The organism is Microcoleus sp. w2-18bC1, assembly GCF_036700365.1.
Classification (GTDB): domain Bacteria; phylum Cyanobacteriota; class Cyanobacteriia; order Cyanobacteriales; family Microcoleaceae; genus Microcoleus.
Window position 1 is genome coordinate 1 of record NZ_JAUBOS010000096.1, and the last position, 16,440, is coordinate 16,440.

At 45.5% G+C, this 16,440-nt stretch carries 14 protein-coding genes and 1 pseudogene; 5 read left to right on the forward strand and 10 right to left on the reverse strand.

Translation table 11 applies throughout. The annotated features are described in order from the left end of the window. Positions 1–92 precede the first annotated feature (92 nt). Positions 93–560, reverse strand: coding sequence for a hypothetical protein (locus QT979_RS27105; RefSeq protein ID WP_333312211.1), 468 nt, complete (start codon positions 558–560; stop codon positions 93–95). A gap of 242 nt (positions 561–802) precedes the next feature. Here QT979_RS27105 and QT979_RS27110 point away from each other — a divergent pair, with 242 nt between their 5' ends. Together QT979_RS27110 and QT979_RS27115 are read left to right on the forward strand one after the other, a co-directional pair. Next, complete coding sequence (locus QT979_RS27110) at positions 803–1,210, forward strand: hypothetical protein (protein ID WP_333312212.1); 408 nt, start codon at positions 803–805, stop codon at positions 1,208–1,210. Positions 1,211–1,266: 56 nt separating this feature from the next. Beyond that, a pseudogene (locus QT979_RS27115) lies at positions 1,267–1,744 on the forward strand (transposase). A gap of 16 nt (positions 1,745–1,760) precedes the next feature. On the opposite strand, the gene QT979_RS27120 reads toward QT979_RS27115, so the two are convergent. From QT979_RS27120 to QT979_RS27150, 7 genes are all read right to left on the reverse strand, one after another. Next, positions 1,761–2,801 carry a tetratricopeptide repeat protein gene (locus QT979_RS27120; RefSeq protein WP_333312214.1) on the reverse strand — a complete coding sequence of 347 codons (1,041 nt, stop codon included), beginning with the start codon at positions 2,799–2,801 and terminating at the stop codon, positions 1,761–1,763. Positions 2,802–3,251: 450 nt separating this feature from the next. Beyond that, positions 3,252–4,025, reverse strand: a complete 774-nt coding sequence (locus QT979_RS27125; RefSeq protein WP_333101844.1) for a BMC domain-containing protein — start codon at positions 4,023–4,025, stop codon at positions 3,252–3,254. Between the two features lie 205 nt (positions 4,026–4,230). Further along, positions 4,231–4,908, reverse strand: a complete 678-nt coding sequence (locus tag QT979_RS27130; protein WP_333312215.1) for a carbon dioxide concentrating mechanism protein — start codon at positions 4,906–4,908, stop codon at positions 4,231–4,233. Between the two features lie 289 nt (positions 4,909–5,197). Next, positions 5,198–6,832: a ribulose bisphosphate carboxylase small subunit gene (locus QT979_RS27135; RefSeq protein ID WP_333216106.1), complete on the reverse strand. Its 1,635-nt coding sequence runs from the start codon at positions 6,830–6,832 to the stop codon at positions 5,198–5,200. Positions 6,833–6,998: 166 nt separating this feature from the next. Then, positions 6,999–7,304, reverse strand: a complete 306-nt coding sequence (locus tag QT979_RS27140) for a EutN/CcmL family microcompartment protein (RefSeq protein WP_006635057.1) — start codon at positions 7,302–7,304, stop codon at positions 6,999–7,001. Between the two features lie 411 nt (positions 7,305–7,715). Continuing rightward, on the reverse strand, positions 7,716–8,057 hold the full coding sequence (locus QT979_RS27145; protein ID WP_006635058.1) for a carbon dioxide-concentrating mechanism protein CcmK: 342 nt from the start codon (positions 8,055–8,057) through the stop codon (positions 7,716–7,718). Positions 8,058–8,153: 96 nt separating this feature from the next. Further along, a complete protein-coding gene (locus QT979_RS27150) occupies positions 8,154–8,465 on the reverse strand; it encodes a carbon dioxide-concentrating mechanism protein CcmK (RefSeq protein WP_006635059.1) in 312 nt (103 codons plus the stop codon). A 623-nt stretch (positions 8,466–9,088) separates the two neighbouring features. On the opposite strand from QT979_RS27150, the gene QT979_RS27155 reads away from it, so the two are divergent. Then, positions 9,089–10,963, forward strand: a complete 1,875-nt coding sequence (locus tag QT979_RS27155) for an NAD(P)H-quinone oxidoreductase subunit F (protein ID WP_333312216.1) — start codon at positions 9,089–9,091, stop codon at positions 10,961–10,963. Between the two features lie 133 nt (positions 10,964–11,096). On the opposite strand, the gene QT979_RS27160 is transcribed toward QT979_RS27155, so the two are convergent. Further along, complete coding sequence (locus tag QT979_RS27160) at positions 11,097–11,708, reverse strand: Uma2 family endonuclease (RefSeq protein ID WP_333312217.1); 612 nt, start codon at positions 11,706–11,708, stop codon at positions 11,097–11,099. A gap of 128 nt (positions 11,709–11,836) precedes the next feature. Between QT979_RS27160 and QT979_RS27165 the strand changes: the two genes are divergently transcribed. Both QT979_RS27165 and QT979_RS27170 read left to right on the forward strand, forming a co-directional pair. Beyond that, on the forward strand, positions 11,837–13,351 hold the full coding sequence (locus QT979_RS27165) for an NADH-quinone oxidoreductase subunit M (RefSeq protein WP_333312218.1): 1,515 nt from the start codon (positions 11,837–11,839) through the stop codon (positions 13,349–13,351). Positions 13,352–13,529: 178 nt separating this feature from the next. Beyond that, a complete protein-coding gene (locus QT979_RS27170; RefSeq protein ID WP_333312219.1) occupies positions 13,530–14,696 on the forward strand; it encodes a CO2 hydration protein in 1,167 nt (388 codons plus the stop codon). 498 nt (positions 14,697–15,194) lie between these two features. On the opposite strand, the gene QT979_RS27175 is transcribed toward QT979_RS27170, so the two are convergent. Further along, complete coding sequence (locus tag QT979_RS27175; RefSeq protein ID WP_333216116.1) at positions 15,195–15,914, reverse strand: PHP domain-containing protein; 720 nt, start codon at positions 15,912–15,914, stop codon at positions 15,195–15,197. Positions 15,915–16,440 lie beyond the last annotated feature (526 nt).

A 16,440-nucleotide genomic window follows, 5' to 3' on the forward strand; every position in this document is an offset into this window, starting at 1 on the left:
AATAGATAGTCTAGATGGAAGCTCATAATGGTAAATGTATTAGTATGTACATTTTACACCATAAACTCAGGAGAGCCCAATGGCCAAACCTTTTAAGTGGACATATAAGGGTAAAGTCTTGGCTGTTTAATAGTCTGTGTATTTACGCCGAGCTGTACTAGGGAATTTAACGGCTGACGATTGACATAATTAATCAATACTTCATTTTCCAGAAAATATGCAGCATAAAAGCTGTCATGAAGACTAACTGCTTTATAATCGAGCCAGTGAGAACCCTCTCCTTTTGGTCCTCTAATACGCACTTTCCCCCCATCTACGCTGGTTTCTTTAATGGGGTCGGAGGCTACTGGTTCAACCCACTCTTGGTTTTCTACCAATCTATGTAAACTGGTATGACCTATCTTGACTCCCGTCTGTACTTCAATTTCTTGAGATGCCTTGGAATAGGATAACAGGGCTACTTGTCGCAGACAGCATTTCTCAAAAAAAGGGGCCAAGCGAGTCGATTTTTTGAGATTTAATTTTTCTGCTTGTTTGTCGGTAATTGTTAACTCACCCACACAGCTTTTTACTGTTCGGCGGCGTCCTTTGTCTGTTCCCGTGGTTTCTTTGATAAAAAAAAAGCAACTTCGGGTCCCACTATCTCTATCCATTGTTTTCTCAAGTGCCCTTCTATTGTTTCCAGGTTATCTAATGCCTCGGGGGAAGTGTTTCTGTATAAAATTTTGGCGATTTCAGCAGTATGAGCTTGTAAGCGTGCTCGGGTAGTCAGGCGTCATGTTTAGTCTCTCAAAATTATTTATTGACTATTGTAACTCTTGAGACACTCTATTCTTCAGTTCCTCTAAAATGGCTGATTGACTCTAAAACATATTTTTGGAGGAAGCTAAGTGTTGGCTTTTCCCAAAAGCAGCGCATTTTATCATACTTTTGTATACTTGCAAAATCGGGATGCTCCCGTGGAGTCAAAGGCAAACTGAATGCAGAGCAACTACTCATATTGGGGGAATTGATTGAATCAAACAATGATGCTACTCTTGAAGAACTTCGTTATTTACTTTATGGGAAAATTGGATTTTCCGTTAGTAGAGCGACAATAGCAAGAAGGATAAAAATCTTAGATATTACTGTCAAAAAAAAACTCTCTTCCCCTCGGACAAAGGCACCGACCGAGTTCAACTCCTGCGATGTGAGTTCTGGCAAAAAATAAAAAAAATTAGTTTGAAAGACTTAATATTCATTGACGAATCTGGAGTTAATTTAGCAATGGTTAGGTTATATGCTAGAGCTTTGAAAGGTCAAAGAGCCCGGGGACCAAAACCAACTAAACGTGGCAAAAATGTCTCAATAATTGGAGCAATGTCAGTCAAGGAAATTTTGACATCGGTTAATCTAATAGGCCCAACTGATGCAATTACATTTGAAGCTTTTATTATCAGAAAACTTGTGCCAAAACTATGGAAAGGTGCTTGTGTAGTTATGGATAATTGTCCCATTCACTTGGGAGAAGAAGTGAAAAAAGCGATCGAAAAAAGGGGCAAAATTAATATACTTATCTCCATATTCACCCGATTTCTCACCAATTGAGAATCTCTGGTCAAAGCTTAAAATTATTCTCCGTTCTATCAAGACTACTAATTATCAAGAATTAGCCAAAGCCATAGAGTGGGCGTTCAGTCAAGTTACATCATCAGATATTTTTAACTGGTTTACACACTGCTGTTATTGTACCTCATCTTTCTGAGAAAGGCTATACTAAATCAATCATTAATAAATTCACCTTCACAGATAATCGAGTCTCTGTTCTCCAAATCTTCTTGATTCCAGACCGCGTTTAATGCTGCGGAACTTAAGGAAGTTGACATCGTATTTAAGGTTGTATTGTAGTATTCTACAGCATTATTAAGTTCTACCTGTGGCGCTTCCTTAAAGTACGAATTAATATCAGGCGTGCACCGCTGGGCCTGGTAGTATACATAAGCTTCCGCATTAATGCACATTACGTGGTAAAAATCCTTATTTGCTGCCGTCACATCTCCAAGTTTATACAGTGCTAAACCTCGGTTGAGATAAGCTTTAACATAGTTCGGATCGAGTTCTACTGCTTTGTCAAAGTCTTCAATTGCAAGCTGCATTTGTTTTAATTTATAGCGAACGCAACCTCTGTTATAATAGGCATAAACATTTTGTGGATCGATGGCGAGTGCAATGTTGTAATCGGCCATCGCCTGCGTATTGTCTCCTAATTGGTGGTAACAGAGACCTCGATTTATGTAAGCTTTGATATATTTAGGATTCAACCGCAGCGTTTCATTAAAGTTTTCTGTTGCTGCCTCTTTTTCTCCCAAAAGGTAGTAAGCGCGCCCCCGGTTGTAATAGGTTTTATAATTGTTGGAATTGATAGATAGAGCTCGATTGTAGTCTTCTATTGCTTCTTCGTAATTTCCTAAATTAGCAAGTACAAGTCCCCGGTTGTTGTAGATAGCGTGGCTGTTAGGCTTATTTGCTAAAGCGCAGTTGAGATCTTCAATCGCTTTTTCGTGTTCTCCGAGATGACGCCAAGCATTGCCTCGATTCAAGTAAGCCTCGAACAAATTAGGATTGATATCTAAGGCTTGGCTGAGGTCGGCGATCGCTTTTTGGTACTCTTTCATGTAATAGTAAACCAAGCCGCGATTGTTATAGGCTTTGGCATCGGCGGGATTGAGTTGCAGTATCTGATCGAAGTCCTCAAGCGCCGCTTCATAGTTTCCTTTCTTGGCGCTGTGCAAACCGCGCTTGTAAAATTGTTTGAGGTTCATAGGTCAACTTTCAAGAGTGCTTGATTCTGGGGGTTGATTCCTGTGGAGTCAGTTTTGAGTTCGACAGCCGTCCATCTGTTGAAAGAGCATCCACCTGCGGTTAGATTAACTCTTAAATGATTCCCGGCAATCTACCGTAAACAGGATTTTTGGTTTATTTTAACAGTAGTTAAATCCTGTTGAAAGGCTCTGCACGTCGGCTGGATTTACTTATTAGTCAGTTCGATTGTTTACCCGATCGACTTAATCTCAAAAGTCTAGTTTTACTTGGTGCTCTGTGTCTCTTGATGCAGCGGCGATCGGCTCGATCGGCAAATTAAGTTTGAGACTGCTACTCAGTATAAATTGTTACCAGCAGTCCTACCGAGTAAACTCTATATTTTTTTGACAAACTTAGTCTCAGTATTTGTGGCCGTACGTCTCTACAAACTTTTGTTGCCTAATTACCAATTACCGATTGATTTCCTCTTCCACATAAACTCTCAATTTCTCCAAATCGGGAAGTTCAATCAATTCTTGTTCCTTTTCCTTAACCGACACAGGCATCATCACCGGTTTACGCTGCTCGATCCAGCAACTCGCCAGCGGTAAAGTTTGTTCCAAATCTTCCAAAGGCCTCGGAATTACCATCACCGCGTTCAACTCGCCAATTCGCTCAGCTTCGTACATCCCGGCTTCTACGGCTACTGCTACATCTGCAACTGCACCGCGAATAATTGCCGTGCACAAGCCGGCGCCAATTTTCTCGTAAGCTGCCAAGTGTACGTCTGCAGATTTGAGCATAGCATCGCAAGCACCGACCATTGCCGGAAATCCCCGGGTTTCGAGCAAACCGATCGCCTGATTGCTAAGCCGAGAATAACTGCCTTTTTCCGAAAGTTCAGTCAGCCGAAAGCCGATCGGCAAAACCACTTCCAAATTAGCCAAAGGTCTAGCAATCACCAACTTAGAAACAAACTGCCCGAACTGTTCGGCAGTTTGAGCTCCAGCTTCCACAGCCAAACGCACATCCGAAATTCTGCCCCGGACGATCGCGGTACAGTGACCGGAACCAATTTTTTCGTATCCTACTAAAATCACTCCTGCCGACTTCAGCATCATGTCAGCAGTCCCCACAATTGCCGGAAAACTCTTGGTGGATACCAAACCCAAAGCAGTGTCTTTGAAGTATTCCTGGCGCTGCGATCGCTCTTCGTGACTGTTACGATCTGTTTGTCCGTCCATCTTCTATTACCCTTAGAAACTTCCCAAAATAAAAATTTGTTGATAGTTTATAGTTTCTCAGATGAGAAGACAGACTGCACGAGCTACAAGACACAGATTGCTACGGCAAGGCCTGACAAATTGCTGAGCTACCAATAATATGAGATTACCTATTTATATTTGATCTTTCTGCCTTCAGCATAGCTGCCTTTTGCCGAAATGACGGCTACCCGGAACCGCCCGATAGAGTTTGGCCGTTTTCCTCCGATCGATTAAAAGCTTGTCGGTGCGGAAACAGTGTCCCCAACAGCCGATTGATGTGAGCTTGACCGTAGAGAATAGTCGGTGTTTCCCCTGGTTGGGGCGGATCTGCGGCGGTGGATTCCGGCGGGTCTGGGGCCGTCTCCGGCGCAGTTTGAGGCGGTGTTTCGGGGGGTTGTGGCGGCTCGATCGGCTCGATCGGTCGATCAACTGGTGGCGTAGTGGCTTCGGGGGTTTCTGGTGATGTTGGCGCTGCTGTTGGGGCTGTTGCGGTTGCTTCTGGGGTGACTTGGCGGCTGGTATCTCCCATTAGAGAACCTGCTGGCATAATTTGCATTTTGTCAATACAAGGATTGATTAGGGTGGTCGCGGCGCCAATACAGGCATTTTCCCCGATCGTTCCCGCACCTACCACCAGCACTCCTGCACCAAGAATAACGCCCGCTGCGATTTCCAGAGTACCTTCACGGGCGTGAAGGATAACTCCCATACCGATACAGGCACCGGCGGCGATCAAGATCCGGCTTCCGGGATCTGCTTGCAGGATTGCTCCAGGGGCGATCGCCGCACCCTCATTCACAACTACATCGCCACTCATCAAAATCTGAGAGTTGCTACTTAATTGCAGTGGCGATAAATACATTCAACTTCACCATGAAAGGAGCGATTTTTTTAGATCAAAGGACTTTAAATTATGGGTTTTTTCGACTAATAAATTTAACCATGTCAATCTAAGAAGCGATAATTTACTAATACTGAGAAGATTGATGCTTTAACGTTTTCTAGAAAGTTGCAGAAGATTCTAGATTTTGACCAACCCTTCTCAATCGAGCTTTTTAACTATCTCAAATCCAACTTCTATCCGCTGGGATTTCTCCCGTGGGCACCTGTGCGAGGGCTTAACGGGAGAAATAAGCTAATTACCAGGCAAATTAAGGTCGTTGGATAATTTCTTCGAGTACCCGGCGCTTCGCCTTGGAGTCGATACCCAGCAAACGGACGTACTCGCCACTGTGTTCTTTGAGACAGCTTTCGAGGGCAGAAATCACTTCGGATTCGCGGTTGGATGCGATCGGGGCGCAACTGCTCCAAGAACCGGTGCGGAAGCGGCGCGCGTCGGCGTGTTCCGTGCCAATTTTGTAGCCTTGGGAAAGCAGGTTGCGGACTTGGTCGATCGTCTTGCCGGTCAAACTTCCGCTGCTGGCCGAACCAGTCGAAGCTGCTTTGTATCCCGATGTTGCTGCCGGCTTAGCCGATTGAGCAACCGGGCCGTCTGGACGCTGAATAAGTTCTTCAACCACGCGCCGCTTAGCTTTCGGGTCAATCCCGATCAAGCGCACGTATTCGCCCGGGTACTCGTTCATCACAGCTTCCAAAGCGGCGATCGCCTCAGATTCGTTTCTCACTTGCAGCGAAGCCCCGCTTTGCCAAGAACTGGTGCGGAAGCGGCGCGCGTCGGCGTGTTCCGTGCCAATTTTGTAGCCTTGAGCTAGCAAGCCGCGAACCTGAGCCACTGTTTCGGCACTCAATTTTCCGCTTGACACGGAACCGCTATTGTGGTTAGAAGCTTGTGCAACTTTACCGTTAAATTGGTGAGTTTTCGCGCCGTTAGAACCGTTAGAGCCGTTGTCTCCCGGTCTTTGGACGATTTCTTCTAGTACGCGGCGCTTGGCTTTGGTGTCAATCCCAATCAAGCGGACGTATTCTCCTTGGTGCTCGGCCATGCAAGCTGACAAAGCCGCGATCACTTCTGAGTCACGGGTTGAGGAAATCGGGCCACAAGTACGCCAAGAACCGGTCCGGAAGCGGCGTGCGTCGGCGTGTTCTGCTCCCACGCTATATCCTTGAGCTAGTAAATTACGGATGCTATCGGCAAGAGTTGAACTCAATTGGGTGCCGGCATGGGTAGAATATTTGGTTTGAGTCATATTTGGGTTTTTAGTTTGCTCGTTGCGAATTGGTGCTAGACAGGCGATGTTCTCAGCGCAGCGATAACCCGTTCTCAGAGCGTCATTGATGCCGATGACATGGGTCGCAAATTGAATGTCAGAATCTTGAACGTCAGGCAAGCGATCTGCTTGCTTCTGATTAGTGATGATGGCTCCCGAAGGTACGTACTTACCGGGGGGAATCTCCACATCTTTAATTAGTACGTGCATCATGACAATGCAGCCGTTGCCCACTCTGGCATTGAACACCGTGGAGCGAAAGCCGATAAAGCAGTTGTCGCCCACGTAGGCCGGGCCGTGAATTAAACTCATGTGAGTGAGGGAAGTATTTTTCCCCACCCACACAGAATAAGACTTGTCGTCGTCTCCTGTGACTCGGCCTTGTTCTAGGCCGTGAATCACTACTCCGTCTTGAATGTTGCTTCCTTGTCCGATATAAAAAGGAGTACCTTCATCGGCGCGGATAGATGTCCCGGGGGCAATCATCACATTAGAACCGATCTGCACATCCCCAATAATGTTAGAAAAGGAATGTACGAAGGCGGTGTCGTGAATTTTAGGCTCAGCCAAGTTTTTCGACCAAGGCGTCGGGGGAGCCGCAACGTTGCGGACTGCCATAAATTAAGTTCTCCTAAACTGAAAAATCTTTTTGTTAGTTGTTAGTTGTTAGTTGTTAGTTGTTCACTGTTAGCTGTTCACTGTTAGCTGTTAGCTGTTAGCTGTTCACTGTTCAATGTCAACTGCCAACTATCAACTGCCAACTGCCAACTGCCAACGGTTGCAACTAGCCGTACGGGTCGTCTTTTTTACTGTAAATGAGGCGGTTTTCTACATTGACAGTATCTATAATGCCTACTACTAGAGCATCGATCGGACGGTTTTCGCTTCCGGGCGCGATCCGGGCTGCGCTGCCTCGGGTCACTAAAACCCATTCATCTATACCAGCGCCCACACAGTCAGCGGCTACCTCATAGCCGGGAACTGGCGAACCTTCCTCATCGATGAATTGCAGCAGTAGAAATTTCGATCCTCTCAGTGTCGGCTCTTTTTGGGTACTGACAACTGTGCCGAGAACTTTGGCCATTTGCATTTTAGGTAATAGGTAATAGGTAATTGGTAATTGTCATTTTTTCACTTAGTCACTTGTCGTTTTTAGATTTGCTTTCTTCTGTCTGCTCTGCGTCTTTTAGAGTTCTTCGTCTAGTAACTAATGACTCGCCAGAAACGGGTAAAATTCCCCACTTAAGTGGACGATCTCGAAATTTTAGACTAAGAGTTCAAGCTCCCCAATTCAATGCGAGAGTCAATCTAAAATCTAAAATCTAAAATCTAAAATCTAAAATCGACGGACTCATGACTCATGACTAATAACCAATATCCCATGCCCACCTCAATTAAAAATTAAAAATGCTAAATCAAAAACATCGCGATTTTTAATTTTTAATTACCAAACGCCCCTAACAGCCGTGAAGCGAAGCTATCCCGTAGGGAATCGCCTATCTTATGATCTGTTGAGAGGGCGAATGCCGCTGACGCCTTCACGGAACTGTTCTACAGCTTCGGTGTAGCGAATCGGCAACACGTACTCTAAGTTTTCGTGAGGGCGGGCGATAATGTGGGTGGACATCACTTGTCCGCCGTTAACGCGCTTCACTGACTCTACTCCGGCTGCGACAGAAGCTTGCACTTCCGAGACATCTCCTCTTACAATGACCGTAACCCGAGCGCTACCGATTTTTTCGTAGCCTACCAAGGTGACGCGGGCTGCTTTGACCATCGCGTCAGCGGCTTCTACCACTGCGGGGAAGCCTAGGGTTTCGATCATGCCAACTGCAATTGCCATTGGTTTTACTCCTGATTGAATATTTGGGGAACTAAACAGTTAATTTTTGACGATCGCACAAATTTTCTTTTAAGAAAACTTTTGTGCGCTAAGAACTTAGTAGCCTCGGAACTGTTCTACTGCTTCTGTATATCGAATCGGCAGAACGTATTCTAGGTTTTCGTGGGGGCGAGCGATGATGTGGGTAGAGACGACTTCTCCGCCGTTCACACGCTTGACGGATTCCACTCCTGCTGCGACTGAGGCTTGGACTTCCGACACGTTGCCGCGCACAATTACGGTGACGCGGGCGCTGCCAATTTTTTCATAGCCCACGAGGGTAACGCGGGCAGCTTTGACCATAGCATCGGCAGCTTCCACAACAGCGGGAAAACCTTTTGTCTCAATCATTCCCACGGCAATTGACATTTTTGAATCTCCTTTGAGGATGAGCGAAATTACCGTTACAAATCTTTGAGAAATCTAAAAATTTGGACGGGGAGGCCCACATTATTTAGTAATGCAGTGTAAAGCTTCCTATCCTATAAGAATAGGGGAAGGTGTCCACCTTGACAATATAAACTAACATCATAATGTTTAATAACAAAAATTAAAATTTTTTATGTTACTTAAAATAATTTCATATTTATTTAATAATCTTAATATTTAGAGGGATAGATACCGAGAGCGAGGGGGGATTAAAGTAAGTAAGAATACTCATCAAGTAGAGTTCGGTATGCGAAGCCGGAGCTGATCGCTGGCGGGAAACTAGGGGATTTCAAAATGGGGATCGCAGGGAAATCGGCAAAAAAGGCAGTCTTGGCCCATCGGCAGGCATTTTTTTCTTTGACTGCCTCCTCTGCTCAGCCTATAATTTTGTGTTGAGATAATTATCAGTTTTGATGCTTTCATGTATAGTTAATCTGGACTGCAAATTATTTTGCCACAACTATACGATCGGGTTTAGTCAAAGTTTTAGGGCCTCGCGCGATCGCCCGCGACTGTTTTTGTATAAAGGCAGCTCGTAATTTGAAGTTTAAGGGATAAATTAAATGACTCAATTTCTCCTCCAAGCCTGTTGGTGGGTACCTTTATATGGCTTAATAGGCGCAATTTTAACTTTGCCGTGGTCTACGGGCACCGTTCGCAGAACAGGCCCGAGACCAGCAGCTTACTTCAATTTGCTGATGACGGTGTTGGCTTTCCTGCACGGGTCAGTTATTTTTACAGCGACTTGGGATCAACCGCCCCAACAGTTGCTCGTGCACTGGGTGCAAGCAGCCGATTTAGATTTGTCTTTTGCAATAGAAATCTCCACCGTCAGCGTTGGAGCAATGGAGTTAGTGAGTGTTCTGAGTTTGCTAGCACAAATTTACGCTCTAGGCTACATGGAAAAAGACTGGGCGCTAGCTCGATTTTTTGGGCTGATGGGTTTTTTTGAAGCGGCAATTAGCGGCATTGCCATTAGCGACTCGCTGCTTCTAACTTACGCTTTGTTGGAAGTGCTGACGCTTTCAACTTACTTGCTAGTCGGGTTTTGGTACGCTCAACCGCTCGTAGTAACAGCCGCTCGTGATGCGTTTTTAACCAAGCGTGTAGGAGACGTGCCGCTGCTGATGGGAGTAGTGACGCTTTCAACTTTAGCGGGAAGTTTGAATTTTTCCGATTTGGAAACATGGGCGGAAACTGCAACTTTGTCTCCCCTAGTGGCGACTCTTTTAGGTTTAGCTTTAATCGCCGCCCCTACGGCCAAGTGCGCTCAATTTCCGTTCCATTTGTGGCTCGACGAGGCGATGGAAGGGCCCAACCCGGCTTCGATTATGCGGAATACGGTAGTTGTGGGCGCTGGGGCTTATGTTTTGATTAAACTTCAGCCTGTTTTAGCGCTGTCGCCGATCGCAGAGGCGGTGCTGGTGGTTTTGGGTGCGGTGACGGCTGTTGGCGCTTCCTTGGTGGCGATCGCCCAAATCGACATCAAAAGAGCACTATCGCATTCTACCAGCGCTTCTTTGGGTTTGGTGTTTATCGCCGTAGGGCTAAATCAAGTTGACATTGCTTTGCTGTTGCTGTTCGCGCACTCGATCGCCAAGGGCTTATTATTCATGAGCGTAGGGTCAATTATTACCACAACTAACACTCAAGATTTAACAGAAATGGGTGGGTTGTGGTCGAAGATGCCTGCCACGACTACGGCTTATTTAGTAGGCGCTGCGGGGATGGTGGCGCTGTTGCCTTTAGGCAACTTTTGGGCGATGCGGCGCTGGCTCAACGGTTTTTGGACTCTGCCTTTGTGGCTGGTAATTGTGTTGCTTTTGGTTAATGGTTTGACGGCGCTAAATTTAACTCGCATATTCGGTTTAGTGTTTGCTGGAAAAGCGCAGCCGAAAACTCGCAGAGCTCCAGAAGTCGGTTGGCCAATGGCTTTGCCGATGGTAATTTTGACCGTAATGGGGCTGTTGGTGCCTTGGATATTGCAGGAGTGGCAACTTTTAATTAGTTGGACTGGGCCTTGGGCGGAAACGGGGGATTTTGATACTTTAAATTTGCTGTTGAAGACTCTGCATCTTCCGCTGTTAATGTTATCTGGGTTGATTGGCGTTGCGGTTGGGGTGGCGATTTATTGGTACGAGGTTTTACCTCGACCGGTAAGGCTGCCGGTGCCGGTGTTGCAGGATTTGTTTGCTTACGATTTTTATATCGATCGAGTTTACCGCGTGACTGTGGTTTGGGCTGTGGCTTCTATTTCTAAAATCAGCGCTTGGACTGATAGGTATGTGGTGGACGGGGCGGTTAATTTGTTTGGTTTTGCAACAATTTTCAGCGGTGAAGGGTTGAAGTACAGCGGCACCGGTCAGTCGCAGTTTTATGTGTTGACTATTGCGACGGGGGTTGCTGTGTTGCTGGGGTTGATTATTTGGAAGTTTTAAACCGCAGGTGAACAGTTGACAGTTGACAGTTGACAGTTGACAGTTGACAGTTGTTATTCAAATTTAAACCGCAGATGAAGGCAGATGAACGCAGATGATTTTATTCTGGGTTGGTCTGCTTTTTTATCTAATTTTATTCAAACTCTATCGGCCACAATTCTGTCACCGCAACTTCCCAACCGGGCAAAAGTTCGGGAATTGAAATCATGTCGCCGTCTCTCAATACCACTGGCTCGGCTGTCGGAGTGTAAATTGTTACTGTGCGCTTGTCCGGGTCGATTAATATTCCTACTTTGGCTCCGAGTTCGATGAATGATAAAATTTTTTCTCGGAGGGGTTTGAGGCGATCGGACTGAGATTTGATTTCTACCACTAAGTCGGGAACAAGTTCGGCAAAATACCTTTTACTTTGTTTGAGGCGATCGGCTATTACAAAAGAAACATCGGGAGCTCTCAGATCGGAATTGGGGAGGATAAACCCGCCGCTAGATTCAAATACCCGTCCGAGTTTGCGGGGTTTGACCCAGTTTAGTAAAAGTCTGCCAAACTCGGCGCCAATTTCGCTCGATACAATGTCTGAGGGGCCCATAACGATCATCTTCCCGTCTACCAGTTCTAATTGGTAGTCGAGATGTGCTTCCGAGAGTATACTTTGCAGTTGTTCCAAGTCGGCAACGGTGAGGCGGGTGGAAGGAGAACCGGATTTAATTGGCAAATCTTCTCGATCTGTAAGACTTGAGGTCATAAGAGGATTCCAGACACATTTGAATGTATGTTAACAAGAAAATGGGCCGATCGCTTTTATATGTAGTTGCTTTGCGTTAATGTTAAATATAGCTCTAAATACTGTGTAACAAAGGAAAGTTTTAATTGATGCTCAGTGCTTTAATCTGGATACCAATGTTGGCTGCTGCCCTGATTGGGCTCTGGCCCGGTTCAGTGAGTTCTAAAATAGTTCGGAATGTTGCGATCGCCATTGCGGGTATAACTTTTATTCTCTCGGTGATTTTGGCATTTCAGTTTGATGCCAGTACCAGTCAGTTGCAGTTTGCGGAATTCATTCCTTGGATAGATGTTTTGGGATTGAATTACAATCTCGGTGTTGATGGTTTGGCTCTGCCTTTGGTAATTTTAAATACTCTGCTGACAGGGGTAGCTATTTACGCTACGGATGAGTCGATCCGCAGACCTCGACTTTATTATTCTTTGATTCTGTTAATTACTGGCGGCGTAACAGGGGCTTTTTTATCTCAAAATTTGCTGCTATTTTTCCTGTTTTTTGAGGTAGAATTGATTCCGCTTTACCTGTTAATTGCGATTTGGGGAGGCGAGCGCCGGGGTTATGCTGCTACTAAGTTTTTAATCTATACTGCATTTTCGGGAATTGTGCTGCTGGCTGCTTTCTTGGGCACTGGTTGGCTTAGCGGTGCTTCGAGTTTCGATCTGGTTGGTGCAGCGGGCGCATCGCATTTGCAAGGAGGATTGCCCTTGCCTTTGGTAAGGCAAATTGTTTTGCTGGCAGGGGTGTTGCTGGCTTTTGGCATTAAGATGCCTTTGGTGCCTTTTCATACTTGGCTGCCGGATGCTCACGTAGAAGCTTCGACCCCGGTTTCGGTGTTGCTGGCGGGGGTGCTTTTGAAGCTGGGAACTTATGGGATGCTGCGCTTTGGTTTAGGTTTGTTTCCAGATGCGTGGGCGGTGGCGGCGCCGACTTTGGCGAGTTGGGCGGTGGTGAGTGTGCTTTACGGGGCGAGTTGCGCGATCGCCCAAAAAGATATGAAAAAAATTGTAGCGTATAGTTCGATCGCTCACATGGGCTACATTTTGTTAGCTAGCGCCGCAGCTACTCCGATTAGTCTGCTGGGAACTGTTTTACAAATGGTTAGCCACGGCTTAATTTCGGCGCTACTATTCTTAACCGTCGGCATTGTGTACAAAAAATCTGGCACTCGCAACATCGATGTTCTCAAAGGTTTGTTCAATCCCGATCGCGGTTTGCCGATGATTGGCAGTTTAATGATCCTCGGCGTGATGGCAAGTGCGGGGATTCCGGGTTTGGCTGGATTTATTGCTGAATTTTTGATATTTCGGGGCAGTTTGCCAGTGTTTCCGGTGCAAACTTTTCTCTGCATGATCGGCACTGGTTTAACTTCAGTTTACTTTTTAATTATGGTCAACCGCGCCTTTTTCGGCCGCCTTTCGGATGTGGTGGTAAATTTGCCACAAGTCCGCTGGCGCGATCGCATTCCTTCGCTGGTTTTAGCAATAATTATTGCAATCATGGGAGTGCAGCCGGGAGTTTTAGTTGCTTTGAGCGAAAAAACTGCGATCGGAATGGTAGCTAATGTGCCACCGCAAGTTAAAGTGATTGCTCAAAACTTGAAATAAAATATGACCTAGGTTCGTAGTGAGGAATGCAAGTCCTCTGTTAACAGCTTTTAGTCCATAGGTTCGTAGTGAGGAGTGCAAGTCCTCTGTTAACAGCTTTTAGCCCATCATTAAAGGACTTGCATTCCTTACTACAAACCTATTTCTTCGTTCTTCCTTCTATTCAGGCTTAATTAAAATGACACGTACCGTATTAAAACCATCTTCCCATCCCCTCTCCGCATACATTGATATCTTGGAATCAGGCAAAGCTTTACTGCCTGAATCTACGGAAAATGTGGTTGAAGTTGTCGGCGTTCTGAAAAGTTATGCTATTGTTTTAGATGCCTATTCTCGCAATCTCAATTATATTGCCGAAGAACAGTTTTTAGTGCTTTTTCCGTTTTTTAAATATTTTAACGGAGAGGTGACGCTGCCCAAATTAAGGCGCTATTTGTGGCACGATCGCATAAATTTTGAGTATGCTGAGTATTGCATGAGAACAATGCTTTGGCACGGCGGCGGGGGTTTGGACAGTTATTTGGATTCCCCGGAATTTAGCAGTTTGGCCGAAAAGGCGATCGCTGCTAAACTGAAAGGCAATTTTTTCATGCAGGGACTCAACAAAGCATTTCCTGATTTTTTGCCGGAACAAGTGCGGATGCTGGCTTACTACACCGGTCTCGGTCAGTTTTGGCGGGTAATGAGCGATTTGTTTATGGACTTATCTGATTCCTACGATCGAGGGGAAACTAAGTCTATTTCTGATGTAGTTGATTTTGTCAAAGCCGGTTTAGTCGCCGGGGCCAGCCTACCGATTACCTACAGCGTCAAGATTCACGGTCAAGTCTACGATATCATTCCGGCATCGGCTAACTTGACATTTTTACCAGATGTAGCCGTGCCTTATGTAGAGGCTGTTTTCTTTCGGGGTACAGCTTTTTTTGGCACAGTTTCTTACAACGCTCAAGCTCATCAAATCCCGGAAAAACAAAAAGATTTTGCCTACGGGGCTTTGTTTGCTGATCCTTTACCTATTGGAGGTGCAGGGATTCCGCCAACTCAATTGATGCAAGATATGCGTCATTATTTGCCGGAGTATTTGCACGAAGTTTATCGCACTAGCTGTCGTGGTGAAGACGATGTGCGGGTGCAAATTTGCCAAAGTTTTCAGAAGTCGATGTTTTGCGTGACGACGGCGACTATTTTGGGTTTAGCACCTCATCCCATGAATACCTCCGACCCAGAGGAAAAAAAGGCTAATCGAGCTTATTTGGAAGGTTGGATGGATCGATTTGGGAATTCTCGCTTGGATTGGGCAAATCAGCCAACTAACCGGGCTTGTCAGTTGTTCCCCGAACGGTAGAAGGGCGACTGGTTTTTAGGGCGCAATGTCTCTCGGAGTTGCAAGAATATTACCTGAAGAAAGCAATTGCTTACTTTTGGGTACCGAAAGCTCATCCGGGCGATCGCAATCATCTCACGTCCCGTAAAATAGCCGTTATCAGGCAAGTAGTGAAAACTTCAGCCCACAGACTTTTATGAGGACTGAAGTCCTCACTACCAAACAATTGTATAGTCATTTTAGCCCACCTAATATGACAATCAACCATCCAGGATACAAGCCCCCGGATTCATTCCAACGCGCAGACTCAGGACCCAGAAATAAAAAACCTGTATCCGAGGAAACTTGCCCCCGAATTTATCCGTGGAGTCAATCTAAAATCTAAAATCTAAAATCTAAAATCGATTGACCTGATAAACTGTTTGTTTTCGACTCATTCTGATTGCTTTCATAAGAGATATATCCGCTAATGCTTAGACTGGTAAGGACCGGATAAAGCACTTCTTATTTCCGAACTATTTAGATTCGGACGAGAAGACTCAGGCCGTGAGAGTCCGTGCCACAAGTTCCCAGCAAACCATAAGTTTCTGCTAATTCTTTGACTAAAGCGGTTTGTTTGGGACTCGGTTTCCAAGGATTGGGATTACCGTAAGCATAGTAGGTTTCTACACCGTCAATGCCGAAACGGGCTGCTTCTGGGATTAGTTGATCGGCAGTCGATCGATACCTGCAAGGATGTGCGAGAACTGCTAAACCTCCTGCTTCATGAATAGCTTCAATTACCCTGGCTGCTGAATAAAAATAAGTGCCTTCAGTGCTTTTACCTCGCAAGTAAGGTTTGAGACTGGGATGTTGCGGATCGAAGGCATAACCGAGAATGTGTACCTCATTGTTAAGCAATTCGGCATTAATTTCAGCGCCTGTCCAGAGACTAGGTGCTTCGCTATTTTTGTCGGGATGGTTTAATTTCCAATTATCCAGCCAAATTTGAGCTTTAACGTAGCCTTGGGTGCTGTGGTGGTCGGTGATAGCTAAGCCTTTGAGACCTCCGGCTATGGCTTGTTCCATCAATTTCTCTGGCTGCAATCGCCCGTCGGAGTAGACTGTGTGCATATGAAAATTATAGGAACCCGGACAGCTATCGGCCTCAATTGTCTGAAAGACTTGTTTGAGTGCTGAGATATTCTGGGCTTCTGGTTTGAGACTAGAACTTGTTGGGGCAGCGAGATTGACAGCCATAAGCGTTATTATAAAAAAAACTAACCTTGTTTAATATATCTAATAAATTGATATGTTGCACCTGTGGCAATAGTCTGCTGTGGGATTGAAATATCTGGCGGATTGTTGCGTTCGGCACAAGATATCAATTCACTCGCACATCTTGCACAATTCTTTATCCAGAATTTTATTGTCGGGTGGGGGTCGGTTTATGAGATTATTGATTTCAGGCAATTTATAGTTGCTAAAACTCGCCTCTACAGGTTTGGGGAGAATGCCGCCAGATATCAATTTACTCGCACCTATTGCATCATTCTCAGCAACAGGCTTTCCGGCCTGTTCCACAAAGAGTAAATTTTATTGTGGAGTGGGCAGGATGCCCACGCTTAAAAGGTTTGTGGAAGTGCGATTCGTTGATTAGTGAATCTCGGTAATCAATCCGTAAATAACTAATCCAGTGAAACTTGACTCCTAGGTTGAGCACTGAACTCTCAGATTGATGAAGGTGCAAGTCCTTCCCGCAAGATTCATGCGTGACTCCTTATCT

What these genes read in the sequence shown, in the direction of transcription:
- QT979_RS27120 (WP_333312214.1), bottom strand. Translation starts at nt 2,801, where the DNA reads ATGAACCTCAAACAATTTTACAAGCGCGGTTTGCACAGCGCCAAGAAA.
- QT979_RS27125 (WP_333101844.1), bottom strand. Translation starts at nt 4,025, where the DNA reads ATGGACGGACAAACAGATCGTAACAGTCACGAAGAGCGATCGCAGCGC.
- QT979_RS27130 (WP_333312215.1), bottom strand. Translation starts at nt 4,908, where the DNA reads ATGTATTTATCGCCACTGCAATTAAGTAGCAACTCTCAGATTTTGATG.
- QT979_RS27135 (WP_333216106.1), bottom strand. Translation starts at nt 6,832, where the DNA reads ATGGCAGTCCGCAACGTTGCGGCTCCCCCGACGCCTTGGTCGAAAAAC.
- QT979_RS27140 (WP_006635057.1), bottom strand. Translation starts at nt 7,304, where the DNA reads ATGCAAATGGCCAAAGTTCTCGGCACAGTTGTCAGTACCCAAAAAGAG.
- QT979_RS27145 (WP_006635058.1), bottom strand. Translation starts at nt 8,057, where the DNA reads ATGGCAATTGCAGTTGGCATGATCGAAACCCTAGGCTTCCCCGCAGTG.
- QT979_RS27150 (WP_006635059.1), bottom strand. Translation starts at nt 8,465, where the DNA reads ATGTCAATTGCCGTGGGAATGATTGAGACAAAAGGTTTTCCCGCTGTT.
- QT979_RS27155 (WP_333312216.1), top strand. Translation starts at nt 9,089, where the DNA reads ATGACTCAATTTCTCCTCCAAGCCTGTTGGTGGGTACCTTTATATGGC.
- QT979_RS27160 (WP_333312217.1), bottom strand. Translation starts at nt 11,708, where the DNA reads ATGACCTCAAGTCTTACAGATCGAGAAGATTTGCCAATTAAATCCGGT.
- QT979_RS27165 (WP_333312218.1), top strand. Translation starts at nt 11,837, where the DNA reads ATGCTCAGTGCTTTAATCTGGATACCAATGTTGGCTGCTGCCCTGATT.
- QT979_RS27170 (WP_333312219.1), top strand. Translation starts at nt 13,530, where the DNA reads ATGACACGTACCGTATTAAAACCATCTTCCCATCCCCTCTCCGCATAC.
- QT979_RS27175 (WP_333216116.1), bottom strand. Translation starts at nt 15,914, where the DNA reads ATGGCTGTCAATCTCGCTGCCCCAACAAGTTCTAGTCTCAAACCAGAA.